General features: G+C 59.8%; 19 protein-coding genes, 1 tRNA gene and 1 riboswitch. Of the genes, 3 read left to right on the top strand and 17 right to left on the bottom strand.

The window, feature by feature from the left end; genetic code table 11:
* Positions 1 to 125: 125 nt before the first annotated feature.
* The 9 genes from ACXAET_RS07470 to cbiE all read right to left on the bottom strand — a co-directional run bounded on the left by ACXAET_RS07470 (position 126) and on the right by cbiE (position 8,713).
* Complete coding sequence (locus ACXAET_RS07470) at positions 126 to 1,310, bottom strand: CaiB/BaiF CoA transferase family protein (protein WP_475183396.1); 1,185 nt, start codon at positions 1,308 to 1,310, stop codon at positions 126 to 128.
* Positions 1,297 to 2,916: a thiamine pyrophosphate-binding protein gene (locus tag ACXAET_RS07465; protein WP_475183393.1), complete on the bottom strand. Its 1,620-nt coding sequence runs from the start codon at positions 2,914 to 2,916 to the stop codon at positions 1,297 to 1,299. The genes ACXAET_RS07470 and ACXAET_RS07465 overlap by 14 nt, the downstream gene beginning before the upstream one ends.
* A 79-nt stretch (positions 2,917 to 2,995) precedes the next feature.
* Positions 2,996 to 3,454 (bottom strand): DUF302 domain-containing protein, encoded by a 459-nt coding sequence (locus ACXAET_RS07460; protein WP_475183389.1) that lies wholly within the window; start codon positions 3,452 to 3,454, stop codon positions 2,996 to 2,998.
* A 133-nt stretch (positions 3,455 to 3,587) separates the two neighbouring features.
* Entirely contained in the window at positions 3,588 to 4,331 is a 744-nt protein-coding gene (gene cobF, locus ACXAET_RS07455) for a precorrin-6A synthase (deacetylating) (protein ID WP_475183386.1), read from the bottom strand.
* Positions 4,324 to 5,052 (bottom strand): uroporphyrinogen-III C-methyltransferase, encoded by a 729-nt coding sequence (cobA, locus tag ACXAET_RS07450; protein WP_475183383.1) that lies wholly within the window; start codon positions 5,050 to 5,052, stop codon positions 4,324 to 4,326. Before cobA ends, cobF begins: the two co-directional genes overlap by 8 nt.
* A complete protein-coding gene (locus ACXAET_RS07445; protein WP_475183380.1) occupies positions 5,049 to 6,371 on the bottom strand; it encodes a cobyrinate a,c-diamide synthase in 1,323 nt (440 codons plus the stop codon). Before ACXAET_RS07445 ends, cobA begins: the two co-directional genes overlap by 4 nt.
* Positions 6,358 to 7,152 carry a precorrin-4 C(11)-methyltransferase gene (gene cobM, locus ACXAET_RS07440; RefSeq protein WP_475183376.1) on the bottom strand — a complete coding sequence of 265 codons (795 nt, stop codon included), beginning with the start codon at positions 7,150 to 7,152 and terminating at the stop codon, positions 6,358 to 6,360. The genes ACXAET_RS07445 and cobM overlap by 14 nt, the downstream gene beginning before the upstream one ends.
* The gene (locus tag ACXAET_RS07435; RefSeq protein WP_475183374.1) at positions 7,149 to 7,517 is read right to left on the bottom strand and encodes a cobalamin biosynthesis protein; all 369 of its coding nucleotides are present in this window, start codon (positions 7,515 to 7,517) and stop codon (positions 7,149 to 7,151) included. Before ACXAET_RS07435 ends, cobM begins: the two co-directional genes overlap by 4 nt.
* Positions 7,514 to 8,713 carry a precorrin-6y C5,15-methyltransferase (decarboxylating) subunit CbiE gene (gene cbiE / locus ACXAET_RS07430; RefSeq protein WP_475183372.1) on the bottom strand — a complete coding sequence of 400 codons (1,200 nt, stop codon included), beginning with the start codon at positions 8,711 to 8,713 and terminating at the stop codon, positions 7,514 to 7,516. The genes ACXAET_RS07435 and cbiE overlap by 4 nt, the downstream gene beginning before the upstream one ends.
* On the opposite strand from cbiE, the gene ACXAET_RS07425 reads away from it, so the two are divergent.
* Positions 8,712 to 9,461 (top strand): cobalt-precorrin-6A reductase, encoded by a 750-nt coding sequence (locus ACXAET_RS07425; protein WP_475183371.1) that lies wholly within the window; start codon positions 8,712 to 8,714, stop codon positions 9,459 to 9,461. The two genes, cbiE and ACXAET_RS07425, sit on opposite strands and share 2 nt — an antisense overlap.
* Here the strand turns inward: ACXAET_RS07425 and cobJ are convergent.
* From cobJ to ACXAET_RS07390, 7 genes are read right to left on the bottom strand one after another with little or no spacing between them, the layout of a single operon-like run.
* Positions 9,434 to 10,186: a precorrin-3B C(17)-methyltransferase gene (cobJ, locus tag ACXAET_RS07420; protein ID WP_475183368.1), complete on the bottom strand. Its 753-nt coding sequence runs from the start codon at positions 10,184 to 10,186 to the stop codon at positions 9,434 to 9,436. The two genes, ACXAET_RS07425 and cobJ, sit on opposite strands and share 28 nt — an antisense overlap.
* Positions 10,183 to 10,911, bottom strand: coding sequence for a precorrin-2 C(20)-methyltransferase (locus ACXAET_RS07415; RefSeq protein WP_475183366.1), 729 nt, complete (start codon positions 10,909 to 10,911; stop codon positions 10,183 to 10,185). Before ACXAET_RS07415 ends, cobJ begins: the two co-directional genes overlap by 4 nt.
* On the bottom strand, positions 10,908 to 11,537 hold the full coding sequence (locus tag ACXAET_RS07410) for a precorrin-8X methylmutase (protein ID WP_475183364.1): 630 nt from the start codon (positions 11,535 to 11,537) through the stop codon (positions 10,908 to 10,910). The genes ACXAET_RS07415 and ACXAET_RS07410 overlap by 4 nt, the downstream gene beginning before the upstream one ends.
* Positions 11,537 to 12,664 carry a cobalamin biosynthesis protein CobG gene (locus ACXAET_RS07405; protein WP_475183359.1) on the bottom strand — a complete coding sequence of 376 codons (1,128 nt, stop codon included), beginning with the start codon at positions 12,662 to 12,664 and terminating at the stop codon, positions 11,537 to 11,539. Before ACXAET_RS07405 ends, ACXAET_RS07410 begins: the two co-directional genes overlap by 1 nt.
* A complete protein-coding gene (cobN, locus tag ACXAET_RS07400; protein ID WP_475183356.1) occupies positions 12,661 to 15,954 on the bottom strand; it encodes a cobaltochelatase subunit CobN in 3,294 nt (1,097 codons plus the stop codon). Before cobN ends, ACXAET_RS07405 begins: the two co-directional genes overlap by 4 nt.
* A gap of 3 nt (positions 15,955 to 15,957) precedes the next feature.
* A complete protein-coding gene (cobW, locus tag ACXAET_RS07395; RefSeq protein WP_475183353.1) occupies positions 15,958 to 17,013 on the bottom strand; it encodes a cobalamin biosynthesis protein CobW in 1,056 nt (351 codons plus the stop codon).
* Between the two features lie 2 nt (positions 17,014 to 17,015).
* Positions 17,016 to 17,390 (bottom strand): DUF1636 family protein, encoded by a 375-nt coding sequence (locus tag ACXAET_RS07390; RefSeq protein WP_475183350.1) that lies wholly within the window; start codon positions 17,388 to 17,390, stop codon positions 17,016 to 17,018.
* Positions 17,391 to 17,479: 89 nt separating this feature from the next.
* Positions 17,480 to 17,687, bottom strand: a riboswitch (cobalamin riboswitch).
* Positions 17,688 to 18,127: 440 nt separating this feature from the next.
* Between ACXAET_RS07390 and ACXAET_RS07385 the strand changes: the two genes are divergently transcribed.
* A complete protein-coding gene (locus tag ACXAET_RS07385; RefSeq protein WP_475183347.1) occupies positions 18,128 to 19,084 on the top strand; it encodes an NAD(P)-dependent oxidoreductase in 957 nt (318 codons plus the stop codon).
* Between the two features lie 43 nt (positions 19,085 to 19,127).
* Here ACXAET_RS07385 and ACXAET_RS07380 read toward each other — a convergent pair.
* A tRNA-Cys gene (locus ACXAET_RS07380) sits at positions 19,128 to 19,201 on the bottom strand.
* Between the two features lie 228 nt (positions 19,202 to 19,429).
* On the opposite strand from ACXAET_RS07380, the gene ACXAET_RS07375 reads away from it, so the two are divergent.
* Complete coding sequence (locus ACXAET_RS07375; RefSeq protein WP_475183344.1) at positions 19,430 to 20,083, top strand: protein-L-isoaspartate O-methyltransferase family protein; 654 nt, start codon at positions 19,430 to 19,432, stop codon at positions 20,081 to 20,083.
* The last annotated feature ends 40 nt before the right edge of the window (positions 20,084 to 20,123 follow it).

Here is a 20,123-nt window from a genome sequence, read left to right as displayed (position 1 = left end):
GATGGCGTCGTATCAGTATCGCCTGTGCTCTCGAATTGGTGAAAGGCTGTGTGTGGAAAACTTGAAAAAAACCGCCGATTCAACGGCATGTTTCAGCAACATGCCGCCGAATTAGGCACAGTGTTTCAATCTTCGAACGGATTTTCAGCGTTAAGAACAGCTTGCGTGTCCGCCCCGAATTCAGGCGGCGCATTGCGGTAGGTGACCGGCGTACGCGAAAATTGCAGCGGATTTCCGATCAATTGGACCTCACCCGGACCGGCTTGCATGGCGATCTGCATCTGTCGGGCAGCGACCTGATCCGTTGCGAACACCTGATCCACCGTCTTGACCGGACCAACCGGCACTTTGCACGACTCCAACCCGGCAATGACCGCAGCGGTGTCGCGGGATTGCAGCGCGGGGCGCAGAACCGCGTTCAGGGTTTCGCGATGCTCCAACCGGGCTGGATTTGTGGCATAGCGCGGGTCATCCGCCAGATAGGAGTGGTCGATGAAATCGCAAAACCGGCGGAACTGACCGTCATTTCCAACAGCCAGAATAACGTGGCCATCGGCGGTTTCATAGACATCGTAAGGCACGATGTTGGGATGTCCGTTGCCCCGCCGTTGCGGGACATTCCCCGAGGTCAGATAGTTCACGCCCTCATTGATCAGCCATGCGATCTGAGCGTCAACCAACGCAAGGTCGATCTGCTGACCTTCCCCGGTCTGGTCGCGGTGCCGTAAAGCAGCCAGAATTCCGACCGAGGCGTACATTCCGCACATCACATCTGCGATTCCAACGCCAACTTTCATCGGCGCGCCGTCAGGGTCGCCCGTCAGCGACATGATCCCGCCATAGCCCTGCGCCATCAGGTCATAGCCCGGCTTGGAGGCATTCGGTCCGGTTTGGCCATAGCCGGAGATCGAGCAATACACGAGGCTGGGAAATTCCTGTGACACGGACGCATAATCCAGCCCATACTTCGCCAGCCCGCCGGGTTTGAAGTTCTCGATCAATATGTCGGCATGCGCAGCCAGCCGTTTGACCTGCGCCTGCCCTTCGGGTGTGGCGATGTCGATTGCCACGGATTTCTTGTTGCGGTTGGCCGCCATGAAATAGGCGCTCAGGTCAGAGCGGTTGCCATCCGCGTCCTCAACGTAAGGAGGACCCCATTGCCGCGTATCGTCACCGCCTGTGGTGGGGTTTTCGATCTTGATCACGCTGGCCCCCAGATCACCCAACAACTGCGTACAGGTCGGCCCTGCAAGAATGCGGCTGAGGTCCAGAACCTTGATACCCTTCAGCGGTCCTTCAGATCCGGCCATCATATCCCCCACGATCAATTTCAGCCGCAATTACGGTGAATGTTTCGGCCTTCATGGCTTCGTTCAGTGCCGCACGCAACTCTTCCCTGTTGCGAACGGTGTGGCCGTTTCCACCAAATGCGCGGCCCATGGCGGCAAAATCATGACGGTCGAAGTCTACGCCCATATTGCCCATCTGACGCTGTCGCTGCTTTAATTCGATCAAGGCCAGGCTGGCGTCGACGAAAACCAGGAAGATCGGATTTCCCCCCAACTCGGCAGCGGTCGATAGCTCTCCGGCGACCATGAGGAACCCGGCATCGCCTGAAAAGCTGATCACCGGGCGATCCGGCTCGACCAGCTTCAGGCCAATGGCCATTGGAACCGCGCAGCCCATCGTGCAAAGGGCCGAGGACTGGATCAGCCCACGTTCTTCATGGCAATCCCACATCTGGCTCAGCAGGATGCGATGCGCGCCGCTGTCGGCTGTTGCCAGAGTTTGCGCAGGTAGCGTGGCGCGCGCTTCGGCAATCACCGCCGCAGGCCCCCAGTCTTCATCCGCGGGAAACGCCTTTGCCAACGCAGCTTTAACCTGCGGGGGTTCGCCTTCGGGCCACGTTACACGGCCGGAATTACCCTTGGCGATGGCCTCCAACGTGGCACCGGTATGGGCCACAAGGTTCAACCCGGCCTGATGCATGTAGTGATCATTGACCACGGCCGAGATGTCGATGACGCGCTTTTCCTCGGGGTCCCAGATTTCGCGCCAGCCGGGGCGCATTTCGATCGGGTCATACCCGAGGCAAAGCACCAGATCGGCCTGTTCGACCAATGGAACCAGATGCTTATCGGCCAGCGGCGATAAACCAGCACCGCCTAGGCAAAGCGGGTGATCTTCGGGCACGACGCCCTTGGCCTTGTAAGTGGTCACAAACGGGATGTTGAAATGCTCCAGAAACGCCTGCACCACATTACGCGAGTTGTCATAGAGCACGTCCAGACCAATGATCGCGATTGGTCGTTCAGCCTCGGCCACCCAACGGCGCGCTTTCTCTACGCAATTGCCCTCGGGTGCGACGGCGGCAGGCTTTGCCAAACGACGACGTTTTACGCCAGACACGCGCGTATCGGCGACCGAGATCGGAACGTCGATATGCACCGGGCCGGGGCGGGGCTGGTTCGCGAGGGAAACCGCCTTGTCCGCAATGATATCCGCCCCTTGCGCCGTCAGCGTAAACGTCCCTTTTGTGATCGACCGATAAACCTGCGCGTGGTCCATGACCTGATGGGTGTAGGTCAGCGCCTCATCTGCATCGACGCAACCTGTCAACACGATCATTGGCACCCGGTCCTGCAGCGCATTGGCGACAACGTTGATCCCGTTCATGGCTCCGGGCCCGAGGGTGGCGACCAGAATGGCGGGCGCGCGATCGCGGTGGTGAACGGCCTCGGCCATGAACCCGGCCGCGTTTTCGTGTTTGGTCAGGTGAAAGGTGATCCCCGCCTGTTCCAACGCATCTACCAGGGTCAGCACTTCGCCCCCTGGCATACCGAACGCGTGGCGGCATCCGGCTTCGTAGAGCCGTTGGGCCAAAAGGTCAGCCGCACGGGGTGAATGGTCATGCATCAGTCATGCTCCGAAAACTCTGTTGGACAGGAGAATGCTGAGGACGCGCCCGGGTGCAAGCAGGTTCACGGTAGTGTGACTATTTGACTGCTGAGTCCGCCACCGCCTGAAACTTGGCGTCAAGTTCCTGTGCAATGCGTTGCAGGGTCTCTCCGCCCTCGTCCGCATAGGGTGCAAACACAAAGCTGGGGGTTTTGTAAGACAGTGTTGCCGTACCGTCTTCATTTTCGGTCACGTAGAACCGGATCGGAGCCTCAATCATCGCGTTGACCGAGGTTTCCAGTACGCGCACGGCATAGTCATTGTTGAACGCGCCGATCACAAGATTTCCGGGAATGACAATTCCGCGCGCAGCAGCAGCTTTGGTGGGCCCGGCCTGAGTGACAACGATCAATCCGTTTTCTGCGACCGCAGCCTTGGTGTCGGCGACAAGATCTTCATAGCTCTTGGCAGATGGGTAAACCGCCCAACCCGGCAATGGCTCTTTGGCCCAGACGGGCAGGGCCAGAAGGCAGAGAATACCCCAAAGCGCGCGCATTTCATTGCCTCGTTTGTTGTGCCTCTTGTTGTATTGCCAGAAATCGGTAGACAGCGCACGTATATTTCCTGCGACACTCAGGTTGGCACCGAGGGCCGAAAAATGGATCAATTGCCGCTCACAGCTTTGAACCTCAGCGTTCGTGCTTTTTCAGCACGTAGATATCCATGATCCAGCCATGTTCAGCCCTAGCTTTCGCGCGGCTGGCTAGAATTTCATCTGCCACATCCTGCAAATGCCCCTTGATCAAAAGCTCTTGCTGCATGCCAACATAAGCACCCCACCAGATGTCATAGTCTTGCATGTTCAGGGTTTGAAACGAACACTCTCCATCCAGCATTACCGCAATTTTTGAAGTATTTGCCGGCCATCCTTCATCTCGAATGCGCCGCCCGGTGGTAACTGTGTAGGATGCTCCCAAATCGTTGATCGGGATAGCATGCGCGGCCGTCAGGGCCTGCAAGGCCGTAATACCGGGAATAACCCTTGTTCTCGGTTGCGGATTCAGTCGGGACGCGATGCGCAAGGAACTGTCATAGAGCGAGGGATCGCCCCAGATCAGCAGGGCCACATGCCGAGCACTCGGGTGGGCCGAGATCGCCTCACTCCAGCGCAGTGCGATTGCATCGTGCCATTCGTCGACACCGCGCAGATAGCCGGTGTCAGCGCGACGTTCCGGAATATCGAAATATGCGATGTCTGGCGGCGTGTCAGTTACCGTTGCGATGATGTCTTCGCGCAACCCGGCCAGATCGGCCTTGTTCTCGCCCTTTCGGGGAATCAAGATCAGGTCAGCATCGCGTATGGCTTGAACGCCTTGGAGCGTCACATGATCCGGGTTGCCGGTGCCGATGCCGATCAGCGTCAGGTCAATCATTGTCGATCTCAGCCAGTGGACCGTACAGGATCAGGGCCGGGGCAGTGCCGATCTCGGTCGCCAGCATTTCCGACAACGCCCCCACGGTTGCGCGGTGCAGCTTCTGATCCGGGGTCGAGACTGACTCGGCCATCAAAGCCGGAGTTTCAAGGGGCAAGCCGTGTTCGTGCAGCGTTTTAACCAATAACGGAAATGTCCGCTTTCCCATGAACACCACCGTTGTCGCATCCGGGTCGGCCAAGGCGGGCAGGTTCAGGTCTTGGGGCAGTTTGCCGCTAACGTCATGGCCAGTGATGAACTGGACGCGTCGCGCGGTCAGGCGCCGTGTCAGGGGAATGCCCGCCGCCGCCGCGGCAGCGACAGCGGATGGGACGCCCGGGATGATCTCATACTCAATACCGGCCTCGCGCAGCGCCACAAGTTCCTCTTCAAGCCGACCAAACAATCCACCATCGCCAGACTTCAGGCGAACAACTTGTGCCCCTGTCTTGGCGTAGTCCACCAGCAACTGGCTGACATGGTTCTGTTTAGGCGATGGCCGACCGGCACGCTTGCCAACACCGACCAGATCAGCATCTTCGCGTGCATGGCTCAGGATGGGACCACTGCTGAGGTCGTCAAACAGCACCGCATCGGCCTTTTGCAACCGGTTTACGGCTTTCAGAGTCAGCAGCTCCGGGTCACCTGGACCAGAGCCAATGAAAGATACGAAACCACTCATGCCGAAGCCTCGGCAATCAAGTGAAAGAAGGTGCCCGTAACAGTGCCGCGCACGGATCCTGTCTGCGGTCCTTCGGCGCCTTCGGCATCAAAGACGCGTGCCAACGGTGCGTCGGGTTGTTCGACGATTGACGAGTAATGAAACTCATGCCCCCGCAAGGCTGCGCCCGCTGTGTATCCGGGCATCGAGGCCAGCAATTCCGCGCGCCGATATCCCAAGTTGAACTTGCGCTTTTCGTAAGACGTTACCAGCCCAAGCAGGCCCGCCATTTGGTGCCGAACGCCATCTTTGTCTATCAGCGCCTGACCCAAAGCCATGTAGCCGCCGCATTCTCCGTGCACCGGCTTGGTTTCCGCGTGTCGGCGCAGACCGGTCAAGAAAGCCTCAGCCACAGCCAAGGTGCCGGCATGTAGTTCCGGATATCCACCGGGTAGCCACACAAGGTCCGCATCCGCGCTGGGAGGTTCGTTAGCCAAAGGAGAAAACGGTAGAATCTCGGCCCCTGCAGCGCGCCAACCGGCCAGCAAATGCGGGTAGGTGAACGAAAATGCCGCATCCTGGGCCAAGGCGATCCGTTGCGCAGGGGGGCGCGGCAGCGCGGCTGACGATGGCCCGCTTGGGCCTGAGGAAGCTGCCCGTTTGATTGCCTGAAGATCCACGTGCTCGCGCAAAAATGCAGCATAACCAACAATCGCGCTTTCAAGATCGGGATGCTCGACGGCTTGTATCAGACCCAGATGCCTTTCTGGCAGAGTCAGATCTCCACGACGGGGCAGAACGCCAAGAACAGGCAGACCTGCACGCTCCATCCCAAGCCGTGTCAGACGTTCATGCCGGGCACTGGCGCATCGGTTCAGGATCACCCCGGCAAATGGCAGGTCGGGATTGTACATCCGAAATCCAAGCGCCGTCGCCGCCGCTGATTGCGCCTGCCCCCCCACATCCAACACCAGCACCACGGGCCATCCCATCCGAAGCGCTGTTTCCGCGCTGGACCCATGGCCCAACTCGCCCGGCTTGGCGACGCCATCGAACAAACCCATTGAGCCTTCTGCGACAACAATGTCCGCGCCGTCGGCCTGTGCCGAGATCGCAGTCAGCAGCGGATCGCTCATCGCCCAGCTATCCAGATTGAACGAAGCACGCCCTGCCGCTGCCCGGTGAAAGGCCGGGTCGATATAGTCCGGGCCGCTTTTGAACGGTTGAACGGTTAACCCATCGTCGGCCAGCGCCCTCAGCAAGCCCAGCATCACAGTCGTTTTCCCTGTGCCGGATGAAGGCGCAGAAACTAAAAGACCCGGAGGATTAGTCATCGCCATGGCTCCAGCTTGACCACGGGCTACCAGCGCTTTGCGGGCGGTACCTGCGGTCGTAATCCGTGGAATAAAGGCAGCTTTCGTCGAAACCTTCGCCAGCCAGCACCGGGCCGACCAGGATCAGAGCGGTGCGAGAGATGCTTTCGTCCAGTGCATCCTTCAATGTGGATAACGTGGCACGGATGAGCCGTTCATCCGGCCAACTGGCACGGTACACCACCGCCACCGGACAGTCCGTGCCATAGGCCGGGGTCAAGTCGCTGATCACCTTGTCCACATTGCCAATTGAAAGGTGGATCGCAAGCGTTGCCCCGGTGCGTGCAAAGTTCTCTAACGTCTCACCTTCGGGCATAGATGATGCCCGGCCCGGTGTTCGGGTCAGCACAACCGATTGCGCAAGTCCGGGCAGTGTCAATTCTGAACCAAGCGCAGCAGCGGCGGCCGCAAAAGAGGGAACGCCGGGCGTTACGCTGACAGGGATGCCCATGTCTTTCAGGCGACGGATTTGTTCCCCCATCGCTGACCACACCGATAAATCCCCTGAATGAAGCCTTGCCACGTCGTGGCCCGCCTCATGCGCGTTTGCAATCTCTGCCATGATCTGATCCAGGTCCATCGGCGCCGTGTTGACGATCCTTGCGCCTTCGGGACAGTGGCTTAGAATTTCTTCGGGGACCAGCGACCCGGCATAAAGGCAGACTGGGCACGCCGCTATGATATCGCGACCGCGCAGGGTCAGCAGGTCGGCGGCGCCTGGTCCGGCGCCGATGAAGTGAACAGTCATTTTTGTCCTCCGATGGCGACGGCGCAGGTTGCAAGCCGGTCGTCCGAAATCTGTCTGGGGGATGTCAGGCGCGCGCCGGAACCGGCGGCGGCAAGAGCGGATGCTTCGGCCACGCTACCAGTGCCATAAGTGGCGCGGCTGCGAGTCGAGCATGAAAGCGTGCGCTGCTGGGCCAGATCAGCCGAGGCGATGAAGTACAGGGGCAGGGCAGCGGCCTTAGCGAATTCGACCAGTGCGGCATGCCCCTTTTTGTCGGCAACTGTGGCCAACGCGTCCACGTGCTGACCGTTTCTGGCGCGATCAAAGGCGGCACGCAGGCTGTCCGTTGTGGCCGCTGACGAAAAACCCAAACCCGCGATGATCATAGCGTTACGCTCCACTGCACGACTGGGTATGCGGATTTCCAGCCGCGCCGGGGTCCAAGCTCTGATGCCTGCGCCAGTTCGATGCGCAAAAGCTGGCCCCCAAGTGTGTCATGCCACTGCGCCAGCAACGCTTCGCTTTCCAATGTTACCGCATTGGCAACCAATCGGGTGCCAGTTGGCAAGGCATCGCGTAGCCAGGTTAACAGCTTGGCGCTTAGCCCACCGCCGATGAAAACGACATCGGGCAGAGGAAGGCCAGTCAGTGCATCCGGCGCGGTGCCATGCACGACGTTCAACCGGTCTTGCCCGAGCGCATCTGCGTTGCGGCGGATACGCTCTGCTCGATCCGCGCGCGGTTCAATCGATGTGGCAGTCAAAGTCGGGTCACACATCAGCCATTCGATGCTGACCGAACCGGTGCCCCCGCCGATATCCCACAGATGTTCACCCCGTTGTGGTGCCAGCGCTGACAGAGTGAGCGCCCGCACAGGGCGTTTAGTGATCTGGCCGTCGGTCTCGAAAATCTCGTCGGGCTTGCCCGAGGCTTTTGGGAAGGCGCGCCCTTGCCCGGCAACTTCAAGCCCGACACAGACCGGGTGGTCGAACCCGCCCAGCAGCGCCTCGGTCAGGGACACGCTGCGTGCGCGTTCACGGGGGCCGCCCAAAGCTTCCATCACATGCAAGCGGGTGTCTGCGAAACCAGTCTCGGTCAGGTACGAAGCCAGGTCCGCCACAGCCTTTCCATCGCGCAGAAGCAGGATGGCGCGCAGGCCCGGCGCCAGATGCGGCCTAAGCCGCGTTAAAGGTGCTGCGTGCAGGCCAAAGGTCAGGGTGTTTTCCAGCGGCCAGCCCAACCGCGCGGCGGCGAGCGAAAAGGTGGATTGCCCGGGCAGGGCTGTCCATTCCCCCACCTCGAAACTGCGGGCAATAACCGAACCCGCACCGAACCAGAATGGATCGCCCGAGGCGAGCACCACGGTGGGACGACCCCGAAAACCCATGAGTATTGGCAGGCCCTCGGCAAACGGCACCGGCCATTCGAATTTTTGTGCCTGTGTATCGGGGATAAGCGACAGGTGTCTTGGTGGCCCCATTACGATTTCGGCCGCCGCCAGCACTTGACGGCTTGCAGGGGGCAGGCCATCCAGTCCATCTTCGCCCAAGCCCAAAACGGTCAGCCATGGAGTTTCATGCATGACACACCTCCTGATCCTTGGCGGAACGACCGAGGCGAATGCGCTGGCCAAAGCGGTCGCCGCACAGGGGATACCCGCGATTTATTCCTATGCCGGTCGTGTTGATACACCGCGCCCGCAGCCATTGCCGGTCCGTATCGGCGGGTTTGGGGGTATTGAAGGGTTGGCGAAATACCTGCAAGAACAGGCGATTACGCATGTGCTTGACGCCACCCACCCATTTGCCGGGCAGATGAGCCGTAACGCCATCGCGGCGTGCTTTGAAACCGCAGTGCCGTTGGCTGCGCTGACCCGCCCGCCTTGGACCGCGCAGCAAGGGGACGACTGGCGACATGTGCCAGATATCGACGGCGCTGTTGCAGCTCTGTCCGGCCCGGCCCGGCGCGTGTTTCTGGCCGTTGGTCGGATGCACCTTGAGGAATTTGCCGCCCAGCCACAGCACCACTATTTGCTGCGCCTTGTCGATGAACCCGCCGCTCTGCCTATCCCAAGATACGATGTCGTCGTGTCGCGTGGACCATTCAGCGTCGCTGACGATCAAGCGCTGTTGCAGGCGCAAAGCATTGAACTGGTGGTATCCAAAAACGCGGGCGGCACCGGTGCGCGCGCCAAGCTGGACGCTGCGCGGGCGTTGGGTGTGCCAGTGCTGATGATCGACCGACCGGCTTTGCCAGAAAGGACCGAATTGACGACTGTCACTCAGGTTTTTGACTGGCTGGCTCATTCCGGGGTGAACCTTGGGGTATAGATGATCGGAGTACCGTCCCGCTCGATCCTGCGGGTCAGGGACGAGCCGACGATGACCACCGTCTGCATGTCAGCCATGTCGGGGGTCGCTTCGGCGAGGGTTGAAATCCGGATCGCCTCATCCGTACGCGAAACGGCGCGTGCAAATAGGATCAGACGCTCTGGTTCACATTCCTCGCGGAGTATGTCCAGCGTCCTTGCAAACCCCTCCGGGCGAGATTTTGAGCGTGGATTATAGAACGCCATAGCAAAATCCCCTTGCGCTGCCAGACGCAGTCGTTTTTCGATCAGGGACCACGGCTTCAGATTGTTGCTGAGGTTGATGGCGCAGAAATCATGCCCCAGCGGAGCACCTGCGCGCGCCGAAGCCGCCAACATCGCGGTTATCCCCGGCAGGACGTCGATTGGAATATCGCGCCATTTGGCCGGCCCGTTCTCCAGTGCCTCGAACACCGCAGCCGCCATCGCGAATACACCCGGGTCCCCAGAGGAGACCACGACCACGCGTTTCCCGTCCGCGGCCATCTGCAACGCGTGTTGCGAGCGGTCGATCTCAACTCGATTGTCACTGGCGTGCAGCGTCAGGCCGGGACGTTCCGCCACGCGTGCGACGTAAGGAATATAGCCAACCACATCCGTGGCTTCAGCCAGCGCGGCCGAAACTTCGGACGTTACCAAATCATCGTCGCCCGGTCCAAGACCCGCAATCTTGACCCAGCCGCTCATGGCCGCCGACCCTGGCCATGCACAATGATGATCGAAAAATACGGGGTGGCCTTGTGGCAGGCCTCGGACAATTTCATCACTGTTTGGTTCGGCATCTGCGCGAATTCGACGATCCATGCGCGGTCGTACAGACCAGCGGCTTTCAGCGCCCGTTTCACCTTATCGATGTTGCGGCCGATCTTCATCACAACCAGCGCATCCGTTTGGGCCATGCGCCGCGCCAGATCATCTTCGGGCAAGGTGCCCATCAACACGGTCAGGACATCATCGCCCCAGGTAATCGGATCACCCGTTGCGGTCCAAGCCCCTGACATACCAGTGATCGCTGGCACGACTTCTACATTAGCTTCGTCTCGTAACCGACTGTATAGGTGCATGAAAGATCCATAGAAGAATGGGTCCCCTTCGCATAGGACGACCACATCCTCACCCTGAGCCGACAGTGCCTTCAAATGTGCGGCACAGTCCTTGTAAAACGCTGATAGCAATTCGTTGTACTGCGGGTCAGTCACGGGAATTTCTGTGGTGACAGGGTATTCCATGGGGAATTCGATCACGTCCTCGGGGATCATGCCGCTCACGATTTTGCGTGCCTGCCCGTCGCGTCCGGGTTTGCGAAAAAAGGCCACGTGACGGGCATTTCGCAGCAGACGGTCGGCCCGGACGCTCATCAGGTCAGGATCGCCGGGGCCAAGGCCCACGCCGTATATCTTGCCTGCGCTCATTCCGCGCGGCTCGCAATAGCGTTGATCGCGGCGACGGTGATGGCACTGCCGCCAAGGCGGCCTTTGACGATGCAGGATGGAACTGGTTGCGCATCCCACAGCGCATCCTTGGATTCGACTGCACCCACAAAGCCCACCGGACAGCCGATTATTGCGGCTGGGCGCGGGCAAGCAGGGTCCTCCAGCATGTTCAACAAGTGAAACAGGGCAGTCGGTGCGTTGCCAATCGCGACCAGAGCACCGTCGAGATGCGGGCGCCAGAGCTCCAACGCCGCGGCAGAGCGGGTGTTGCGCATTTCGGCGGCCAGGGGACGAACCCTTTCATCATGCAGCGTGCAGATCACCTGGTTGTTGGCGGGTAGGCGAAAGCGGGTCACGCCCTCGCTGACCATCCGCGCGTCGCACAGGATTGGCGCGCCATTTTCCAGCGCAGTGCGGGCGGACGATACGAAGCCGGGTGAGAAATGGACGAAGTCCTCAAGCCCAACCATTCCGGCGGCATGGATCATGCGGACGGCGACCTGTTCTTCGTCCGCGTCAAAACGGTCAAGGTCGGCTTCTGACCGGATTGTCGCAAAGCTTTGCTTGTAGATCGCCGCGCCGTCGGTTTCGTATTCATAGGGCATCACGTCAGGTCCATGGTCTTGAGTGTTTCGGGGCGCAGCCCGCGCTGACTTGGCTCATCCCCCGCGCGACCCCGTTTGACAAGGTCAAATCGCCCATCGCGCCCAACCAGAGTGACATCCGCCGGTCCCATCCGGGCGCATCCCTTGGCGCAGCCCGAAACATGCAGGACTCCATCAACGCGTGGCGCCAGTGCACGGGCGATATCGCGGGTTTCCACCTCGGCTTGCGGGCAGAGTGGGGCACCGGGGCAGGCGTCAGTTGTCAGTAGCGGGTCGGTCTCATCAGTAACGAAGGCTGATGTGGGTATCGCCGCCCCGCCTTCCAGCAGGAACAGCCGCCATGGTGTGACACGCAGGGCTGATGCGCCTGTGTCTGTGATCAGCGTGCAAAGGTGACGCGCCGGCAGTTGCCCAAACGCCGCCCCGTAAAGCGCGCCCAAACCGCAAGCACCGGGTTGCAAGCGGGATCCTACCGCTCCGGGAACTGCTCCTTGCCAATTCTGCGGCAAGTCTACGGCAGCAACCACCCGCGCCATGCGTCGGGCCTCGGGTGTTTGATTCTCAGCGAACCAGCGCGCCAATGCAATCAATTGCTCGATTGCGTTGGCTTCGGTCACAAGGTGCCCGGTCGCGCAGCCATCGGCACGAAGGATCAAGCCGTCAGCGCCGGTTTCCAGCCGAATATCGGCTGAGTCCGCCGTCAAAAGGCGGGTAGGGCCAGTGTCGATAGCAAAACCGAACTTGGCGGGAAGAGCAGGCAGGTCCGCCAGCCTGTTTACTAGCCCGCACGCCAGTCGGGTTGTCAGATCGCCCGTTTGGTACAGTGGTGAGACCAAAATATTGCGCCGCACCTCGATATCCGGGTCAGCATCCAGCAGGTCCAATCCTGCCAGTTCGGACAGCAACGCCTGATGGTCGGCCTCTTTCACGCCGCGCAATTGCAGGTTGGCCCGGTTGGTCAGGTCAATAGTGCCATTCCCAAACCTCTCGGACAGCTCGCAAAGCCCCAAGGCTTGCCTCGCGCTCAGTCGACCGAGATAAGGCCGCACGCGCACCACAAGGCCGTCTCCGGACATCATCGGGCGGTGCGCGCCGGGGCACCAGCCCTGTATGATGGGGGCGCTCATCCCAGCCCCTCCAGATCGGCGCGGATCGAGTTTCGGAGCGTGTTCCAAAGACCGGCCTCCAGCAGCGCGCGGAATCGATCCTGCATGGCTTGATAGGCCTGCGGATTGGCCTTTTGCAGAAAGGCGTCGACTTCAGCATCGCCCAGTGTGGCATCGTGGTAGAGGTCGAACAGATGTGGCGCAACGGTGCCCGACAGATGCGCGAATGAGGCCATGTGATCCAGCGTGGCTGCGATTTCTGCCGCGCCGCGGAACCCATGCCGTTGCATCCCCGCGATCCAGCCGGGATTGGCCGCACGGGCATGGACCACGCGGCTGATTTCCTCGGACAGCGTGCGGGCGCGGGGATTGTCCGGGTTGGTATTGTCCAGATGGTACAGTTGCGCGCTGCCGCCGGTGATCTTCTTGGCAGCGGCGAACCCGGCTTCATGCGTGGCAAAGTCATTGGCCAGTAGCAGATCGGTCTCGGTCAGGTCTTGCAGGTGCACAAAGCTATCTGCATTGGCGACGCGATCTTTGATACCATCCACATCCTGCGCGATATGGTCACCTTCCAACGCGAAGGAACTGGCCTGAATCCAGGCCTCTCCAGCTTGCGATCGGGCTTCATCTGTATAGGTTTCGGACAGGTGGGTCATGTTCAGGCCATAGCTGCCCGGTGCTGGTCCAAAGACGCGGGATGCAGGGGGTTGCCCGGCATACGGGTTCCAGTCAAGCGCCTCATCACGGTCCGACAATGCGCGGACGGCCTGACCGTATAGCGCCGAGAGCGTCGGGAAAACGTCCCGAAACAGGCCCGAGACCCGCAGGGTAACATCCAGGCGCGGGCGGCTGAGATCGGTGATCGGTAGAACTTCGATGCCGGAAACCCGTTCCGAGCCTTTGTCCCAGACCGGTTTGACGCCCAGCAAGTGCAGGGCCATCGCAAATTCTTCACCGGCGGTGCGCATGGTGGCCGATCCCCAAAGGTCAACGATCAGACCTTTTGGATAATCGCCTTCCTCCTGCAAATGCCGCCGCACCAGTTCTTCGGCAAGCTTTACGCCCTGCGCATAGGCCGCGCGGGTTGGGACAGAGCGCGGATCGGTGGTGTACAGGTTCCGCCCCGTCGGGAGCACATCCGACCGACCGCGATAGGGGGACCCGGATGGCCCGGCTTCGATCCGTTTTCCCGCCAGCGCGTCCAACAGTGATGTTCGTTCGGCATTCGCTGACGGGGCGGGGTCGAAACTGCCAACAGCATTTGGTGGGCGGCCAAAGATGTGCAACCCGTCGCCAAACTGGCTTTCTTTGATGTCGCAGACAAACCGATCAATGCGTGTGATCGCCTCGGCGGTGCTGGTGGCCTGATCCAGCCCCAAGTCACCTTCCAGCCCAATCGCCTGAGCCTCGTCGCGGATGTCAGACTGCAGCCGGTCGCGTCGCTTGGGGTCCAGTCCGTCGGCGTTGGAAAATTCGTCCAGCAGCGACTCCAGCCGTACCATGCGATCCGGCGTGCCGCTTTCTTTCATCGGGGGCGGGATATGGCCTAATGTTACGGCTCCGATCCGGCGCTTGGCCTGCGCCGCTTCGCCGGGGTCGTTAACAATAAAGGGATAGATCACTGGAAGATCGCGGATCAGCGCCTCGGGCCAGCAATCCGCAGATAAAGCAACCGATTTGCCGGGTAGCCACTCCAGCGTACCATGCGCGCCGATATGGATCAGCGCATCCGCACCAAGACCCTTGCGCAGCCAAAGATAGAAGGCGACATAGCCATGGCGCGGGGTGCGCGAGAGATCGTGATAATCATCATCACGCTTCTCGGGCGTACCCCGTTCAGGTTGTAGCGCAACCAAAACCTTTCCACGGCGCAAGGCGGTGAAATGAACCGAGCCATCCATGACTGCGGGGTCGTCTTCGGGTTCGCCCCAAACGGTATGCAGGTCCTCGCGCAAGCGCTCTGGCAGGTCCGCCAGTGCGGCTAGGTACTCTTGCAGCGGCCATGCAATCCGGGCGTTCAGTAAGGTTTCGGCAACCGGTTCCTCAGGTGCGGTATCGTAGCCTTCGTCTTGCAGGTCAGACAGCATGGCCTCAGCCGAGGCCAGCGCATCCAGACCCACCGCATGAGCCATCTGCCAATCCTTGCCGGGATAGGTCGACAGGACCAGAGCCGGGATCTGATCCGCCTTGGGCTTGTCGTACAAGCTCAGCCAGCCGGTCACCCGGTCGATAATGGCCTCGATCCGTTCGGGTTCGGCCCGGTGCGCGAACCGAGAGTATTCGAGATCGGGGTCTCGCTTGCCCGGCTCTTTGAACGACGCGATACCTGCGGAAATCCTCCCGTCCACTTCGGGCAGCACCACGTGCATGGCAAGGTCAGCGGGTGACAGCCCGCGCTCTGCCTCGGCCCAGGCCTTGCGGCGGGAGGTGGCAAGAGCGACCTGAAATACCGGAACCGCGGCCGCGTCCAGCGGAGACGTTCCCGACGCCCCCTTGCCCGAGAAAGAGGTGGCGTTGATAATCGCCGAAGGTCGCAATGCCACCACCTGTTCGCGCAGCCAGTCTGCGGCGGCAGGTGCTTTAAGCGAGGGCGCGAAAAGGCCGATAGCCTCGAACCCGCGTGCACGGAGGCTGCGCAACAGTACTGCGATTGGGGCTGTATCGGCAGAGGTTAAATACGCGCGATAGAACGTCACAAGAATGCGCCTGGCGCTGCCAGAGAACGCTGTATCAGGCGCGATCACTCCGCGATCGGGGCACCATGCACCGCATTCAGGGATTGTTTTAGCCCCCATAACCGGCCCGGCGTAAAGGCCCGCTGCCAGCGCCATCTGCGCCAAAGCGGCTTGTGCGGCGACCTCTCCACCGGTGTCACACAGATGCGCCAAGCGGCGCAGGGTTGAAACGGGCAGAGTGGAAAAGTCATCCAGCCGCGCGTCTTCTCGCCCGTCTGCGGGCAGAACGGCCAAGGCAATTCCTTTGGCCTGTGCGAGGGCAAGAACCTGTTGCAAACCGTATGACCAATAGGGGACGCCCCCTATGAGGCGGATCAGGATGCCTTTTGCCCCCTCTAGCGTCTGCTCGACGTAAGTGTCCACGGACAGGGGGTGTTTCAAAGCGGTCAGGTTAGCCAACCGCATCGTCGGCATCCGCCCTTCCGGCCCGCCGCCGCGATGCCAGCCAGCCGCGAAAGCACCCAGGTCACTGTCCGAGAATGACAGCACCACCAAATCCGCCGGGCTTTGGCCCAGATCGGTCGGGGTTTCTGTTTCCTCTAACCCGTGGCTTTCGCGGAAGACGACATGCATGGCTTATTCAGCAGCCTCGGTCACAGCCATCAGTATATCACGGATTTCGGCTTCTTTGATATCATCATGTTCGGCGATCACGACCAGACGCGAGCGGCGCTCTTCACCCGGTGCCCACGGGCGGTCATATTGGTGACGCACGCGCGCACCCACCGCCTGTACCAGCAAGCGCATCGGCTTACCTTCAACTGCGGCATATCCTTTGACGCGCAGGATATTCAGCTCCTTGGCCAAGCGTTCTATTTTGGCAACCAATTCGGCAGGGTCGGTTTGTTCCGGTAAGTCGACGATGATGCTCTCGAAGTCATCATGTTCGTGGTCGTGGTGGCCGTCGTGGTGTGATGGACGCGCGTCCATGTCATCCTCGGCAGCGGCCCCAAGGCCCAGCACAACGCGCACATCCACAACACCGTCGGCAACCTCGACCACCGGCAGCGGGCGCGGGGCCTCAGCGGCGATGATCTCCTTGGCCTTGGCCACGCCGTCCGGACCGGCCAGATCGGGCTTGGTCATCAGGATGATGTCGGCGCAGGAAATCTGATCTTCGAACACCTCGGACAGGGGTGTTTCGTGGTCGATCGATTCATCTGCCAGGCGCTGGGCATCCACCGCCTCGACATTTGGGGCAAAGCGACCGGCGGCAACGGCCTCGGCATCGGCCAGAGCGATCACTCCGTCAACCGTGATTTTCGAGCGGATATCGGGCCAGTCGAACGCCTTGAGCAGCGGCTTTGGCAGGGCGAGGCCCGATGTTTCGATCAGGATGTGTTCAGGGCGTGGTTCCAGCGCCATCAAGGCTTCAATGGTTGGGATGAAATCATCGGCCACGGTACAGCAGATGCAGCCATTCGCCAGTTCCATGATGTTTTCCGCCGGGCAATCCGGGATTGCGCAGGATTTCAGGATATCGCCATCGACGCCGACATCGCCGAACTCATTGACCACAACCGCCAGGCGTTTGCCCTGCGGATTCTGCATCAAGTGTTTGACCAGCGTTGTCTTGCCGGAGCCCAAGAAGCCGGTGATCACGGTAACGGGGAGTTTTTCGAGGTTGCTCATTCTCATGCTCCAATCGGGGGAATACGGGCCGCACAGTTCTTGCGGAAATGTTCAGGACGTTCGCGCCATTTGACCAGACCGTCTTCGGCGGCGAGATACTTGGTGACGCCTTCGATGATGGTGTCAACGTGTTCGGTCTCATCGAGGTTTTCATAGACGAAGGTCCAGCGTGTCGGACCTCCGCGCAGTACGATGGAACAGCCCTGATCGCAGTTTGACAGGCATTCGACTGGTTTCAGGTCTATGCCGTCCGGCAAGCCAGCATCCTCAAGCGCCTTGTGCAATAATCTGCCCGGTCGCTGCGCATCATCCTCGATGGGCAAGCCTCGGCGGCAGGTTGTACAGACCAGCAATTCGACTGGTGCAGTCTCGGTCATGTCTCTCATCCCCCCAATCCTTTATGGGGGACGGGGTTTCATGCGGGCCACGTCTGCACATGGACCCGACACCGGATCACCCCGCCCGGTTTCAACTTCGTGTGCTGGCAGGTCTCCCGGCTTGCGGATGTCAGAGGATCACTCTGGCAGGTGTCCCGCCTTCCCGGCCGTGAAGGCCAGTGGCATTGGGCACCCTCTCCGGTCACGGTCGCGGGGGCGGCTGCGTTTGACGGTCTTTCCGCTGACGCATTCCCTTTTCATCCATTAAAAACGGACACCAACGTATCGGACATGCGGTACCAGCAGGGGGGTTGTCAAGCACGAGGCAAGGGTTGCAATCGTTCAGATCAGAAAAGCGACAAGCCCGTGTCAATGAGCGGCATTTGCGGCCGGCCCGTTCAGCAGCCTGAGACTGAATGAACCGGCGGTGAGTAGGGTGGACATATCTTGATAAACTCTTAACCACCGTGCCTTCCCGTGAAAAGCTTTCGCCGTAAGTCAGACTTGAGAAATTGAAAGAAAAAGAAACCCGCCCTTTGCGTCGGTCACAGGTCGTGTGCCGTTGTCACAGAGTTGAGATAAAATGCGGCCGATACTCAACTGCTTAACCCAGCAGGCTTTGGTGGGTGATCCATATGCCACCACAATTATTTGACCAAAACTCGGAGCATTATTCGTTTTCTTTTCCGGCAAGCAAAACGGATACTTGCCCGAACTGCGACCGTCAGGAGGAAGAGATGCGAGTCGGTTTTATCGGTTTAGGAAATGTGGGCGGCAAGCTGTCGGGATCGCTGTTGCGAAATGGAATTGACTTGACGGTCCACGACCTCAACCCCGATCTGGTGGCCGAGTTCGTGGCTAAGGGCGCAAAAGCGGCGGAAGACCCCGCTCAGATGATGCGGGATTGCGATGCTGTCATCACCTGCCTGCCATCCCCAGCAGCCTCGGACGCTGTTATGCAGGAAATGCTGCCCGAGGTCGGGCCGGGCAAAATCTGGATGGAGATGTCAACGACGGACGAGGCGGAAGTCAAACGCCTTGGCGCTATGGTCATCGAACGCGGAGGTGCAGCCGTTGATTGCCCGGTTTCCGGTGGCTGCCATCGTGCGGCAACGGGCAATATCTCGATCTTTGCCGGATGCGACCGGGAAACCTTTGAACGTATCTTGCCTTTCCTGACCACGATGGGGCGGCGCGTGCTGCATACAGGTGATCTTGGAACTGCCTCGGTCTTGAAGGTGCTTACAAATTATCTGGCCACCGCCAACCTGATCACCTGCGCCGAAGCACTTGTTACAGCAAAGGCAGCAGGGATGGATCTAAACACGACCTACGAGGCGATCAAAATCTCGTCAGGTACCTCGTTTGTCCATGAAACCGAGAGCCAGGTCATTCTGAACGGGTCCCGTGACATCTCTTTCACGATGGATCTTGTGAAAAAAGATATCGGTCTGTTTCAGGAGGTCGCCGACCGCGCTGGCGTACCTTTGGAAATCAACCCGGTGATGATCGAAATCTTCAATGACGGGATCGCGCGCTATGGCGAACGTGAACTGTCGCCGAATATTATCAAGCGGTTGGAAGAAGTCACAGGGCTAGACATTACCGCCCCGGGATTTCCGATCGAAATGACGGATGACGAACCGGAAGAGCCCGGCTACGAGGTGATCCCGCAAGGCCGCCGGGCCGAATGACGCACCATATGTGGTTTCGAAACAGTCTGTGTTTTCAGAAGAGTGGAGGCGAGTACCGGAATCGAACCGGTGTACACGGATTTGCAATCCGCTGCGTCACCACTCCGCCAACTCGCCTTATTAAGTAAAATCAATTACTTGAGGTGGTGTGTCAGGCGTTTTAGCACCTTTCTCGGGGGGCGTCCAGTGGCTTGGATGTAAAAATCCGTACCCAGGTGCAGCAGCTTGGCCTGGTCGAACTCTGCGCGCCTTGTATTCGGTTCAACTTTCGACACCACAGCCGTTGCTGGTTTCGTCCGGATATGGCACAAGCCAAGCATTCTTGGGACTAACATGAGCGATCCAATGACAGATTTCGCAACCCGACGTCGTACGATGGTTGATACACAAGTCCGACCCTCGGATGTCACGAAATTCCCCATCATAGACGCAATGCTGACCGTCCAGAGAGAGAATTTCGTGCCCGATTCTTATCGCGAAGCGGCCTATGCCGAGGGTATCATCGACCTTGGGGATGGACGTTGTCTGCTTGAACCGCGGACACTGGCAAAAATGCTGGATGCGCTGAATATCTCGAATGACGAGGTGGTTTTGGATATCGCCCCCGCGCTGGGCTATTCCACCGCTGTTGCAGCCCGCATGGCACAGTTGGTCGTCGCAGTGGAAGAGGATGAGGCTCTGGCGGCAGAGGCACAGACCCTTTTGATGGAAGCCGAAGCCGACAACGCGATTGTACACGTGGGTCCGTTGCAACAAGGCGCGATCGAGCATGGACCCTATGATGTCATAATGATTCAGGGCGGGGTCGAGCAGGTGCCCGACACCCTGATCGAACAGTTAAAAGATCGCGGGCGCATCGCCTGTTTGTTTGTCGAAGGAAAGCTTGGCACCGTTCGGATCGGTCACAAATCTGGTGGACAAGTGACGTGGCGTTACGCATTCAATGCCAATGCCCCGGTTTTAAAGGCATTTTGCACTGAGTGTGCATTTTCGCTATAGTTCTGACGCATATTGTTCTGCTGCCTTGATTAGTTGAAAA

The organism is Ruegeria sp. AWH4_226 (genome assembly GCF_056159225.1).
This window is presented reverse-complemented; position numbering and strand designations above follow the sequence as displayed.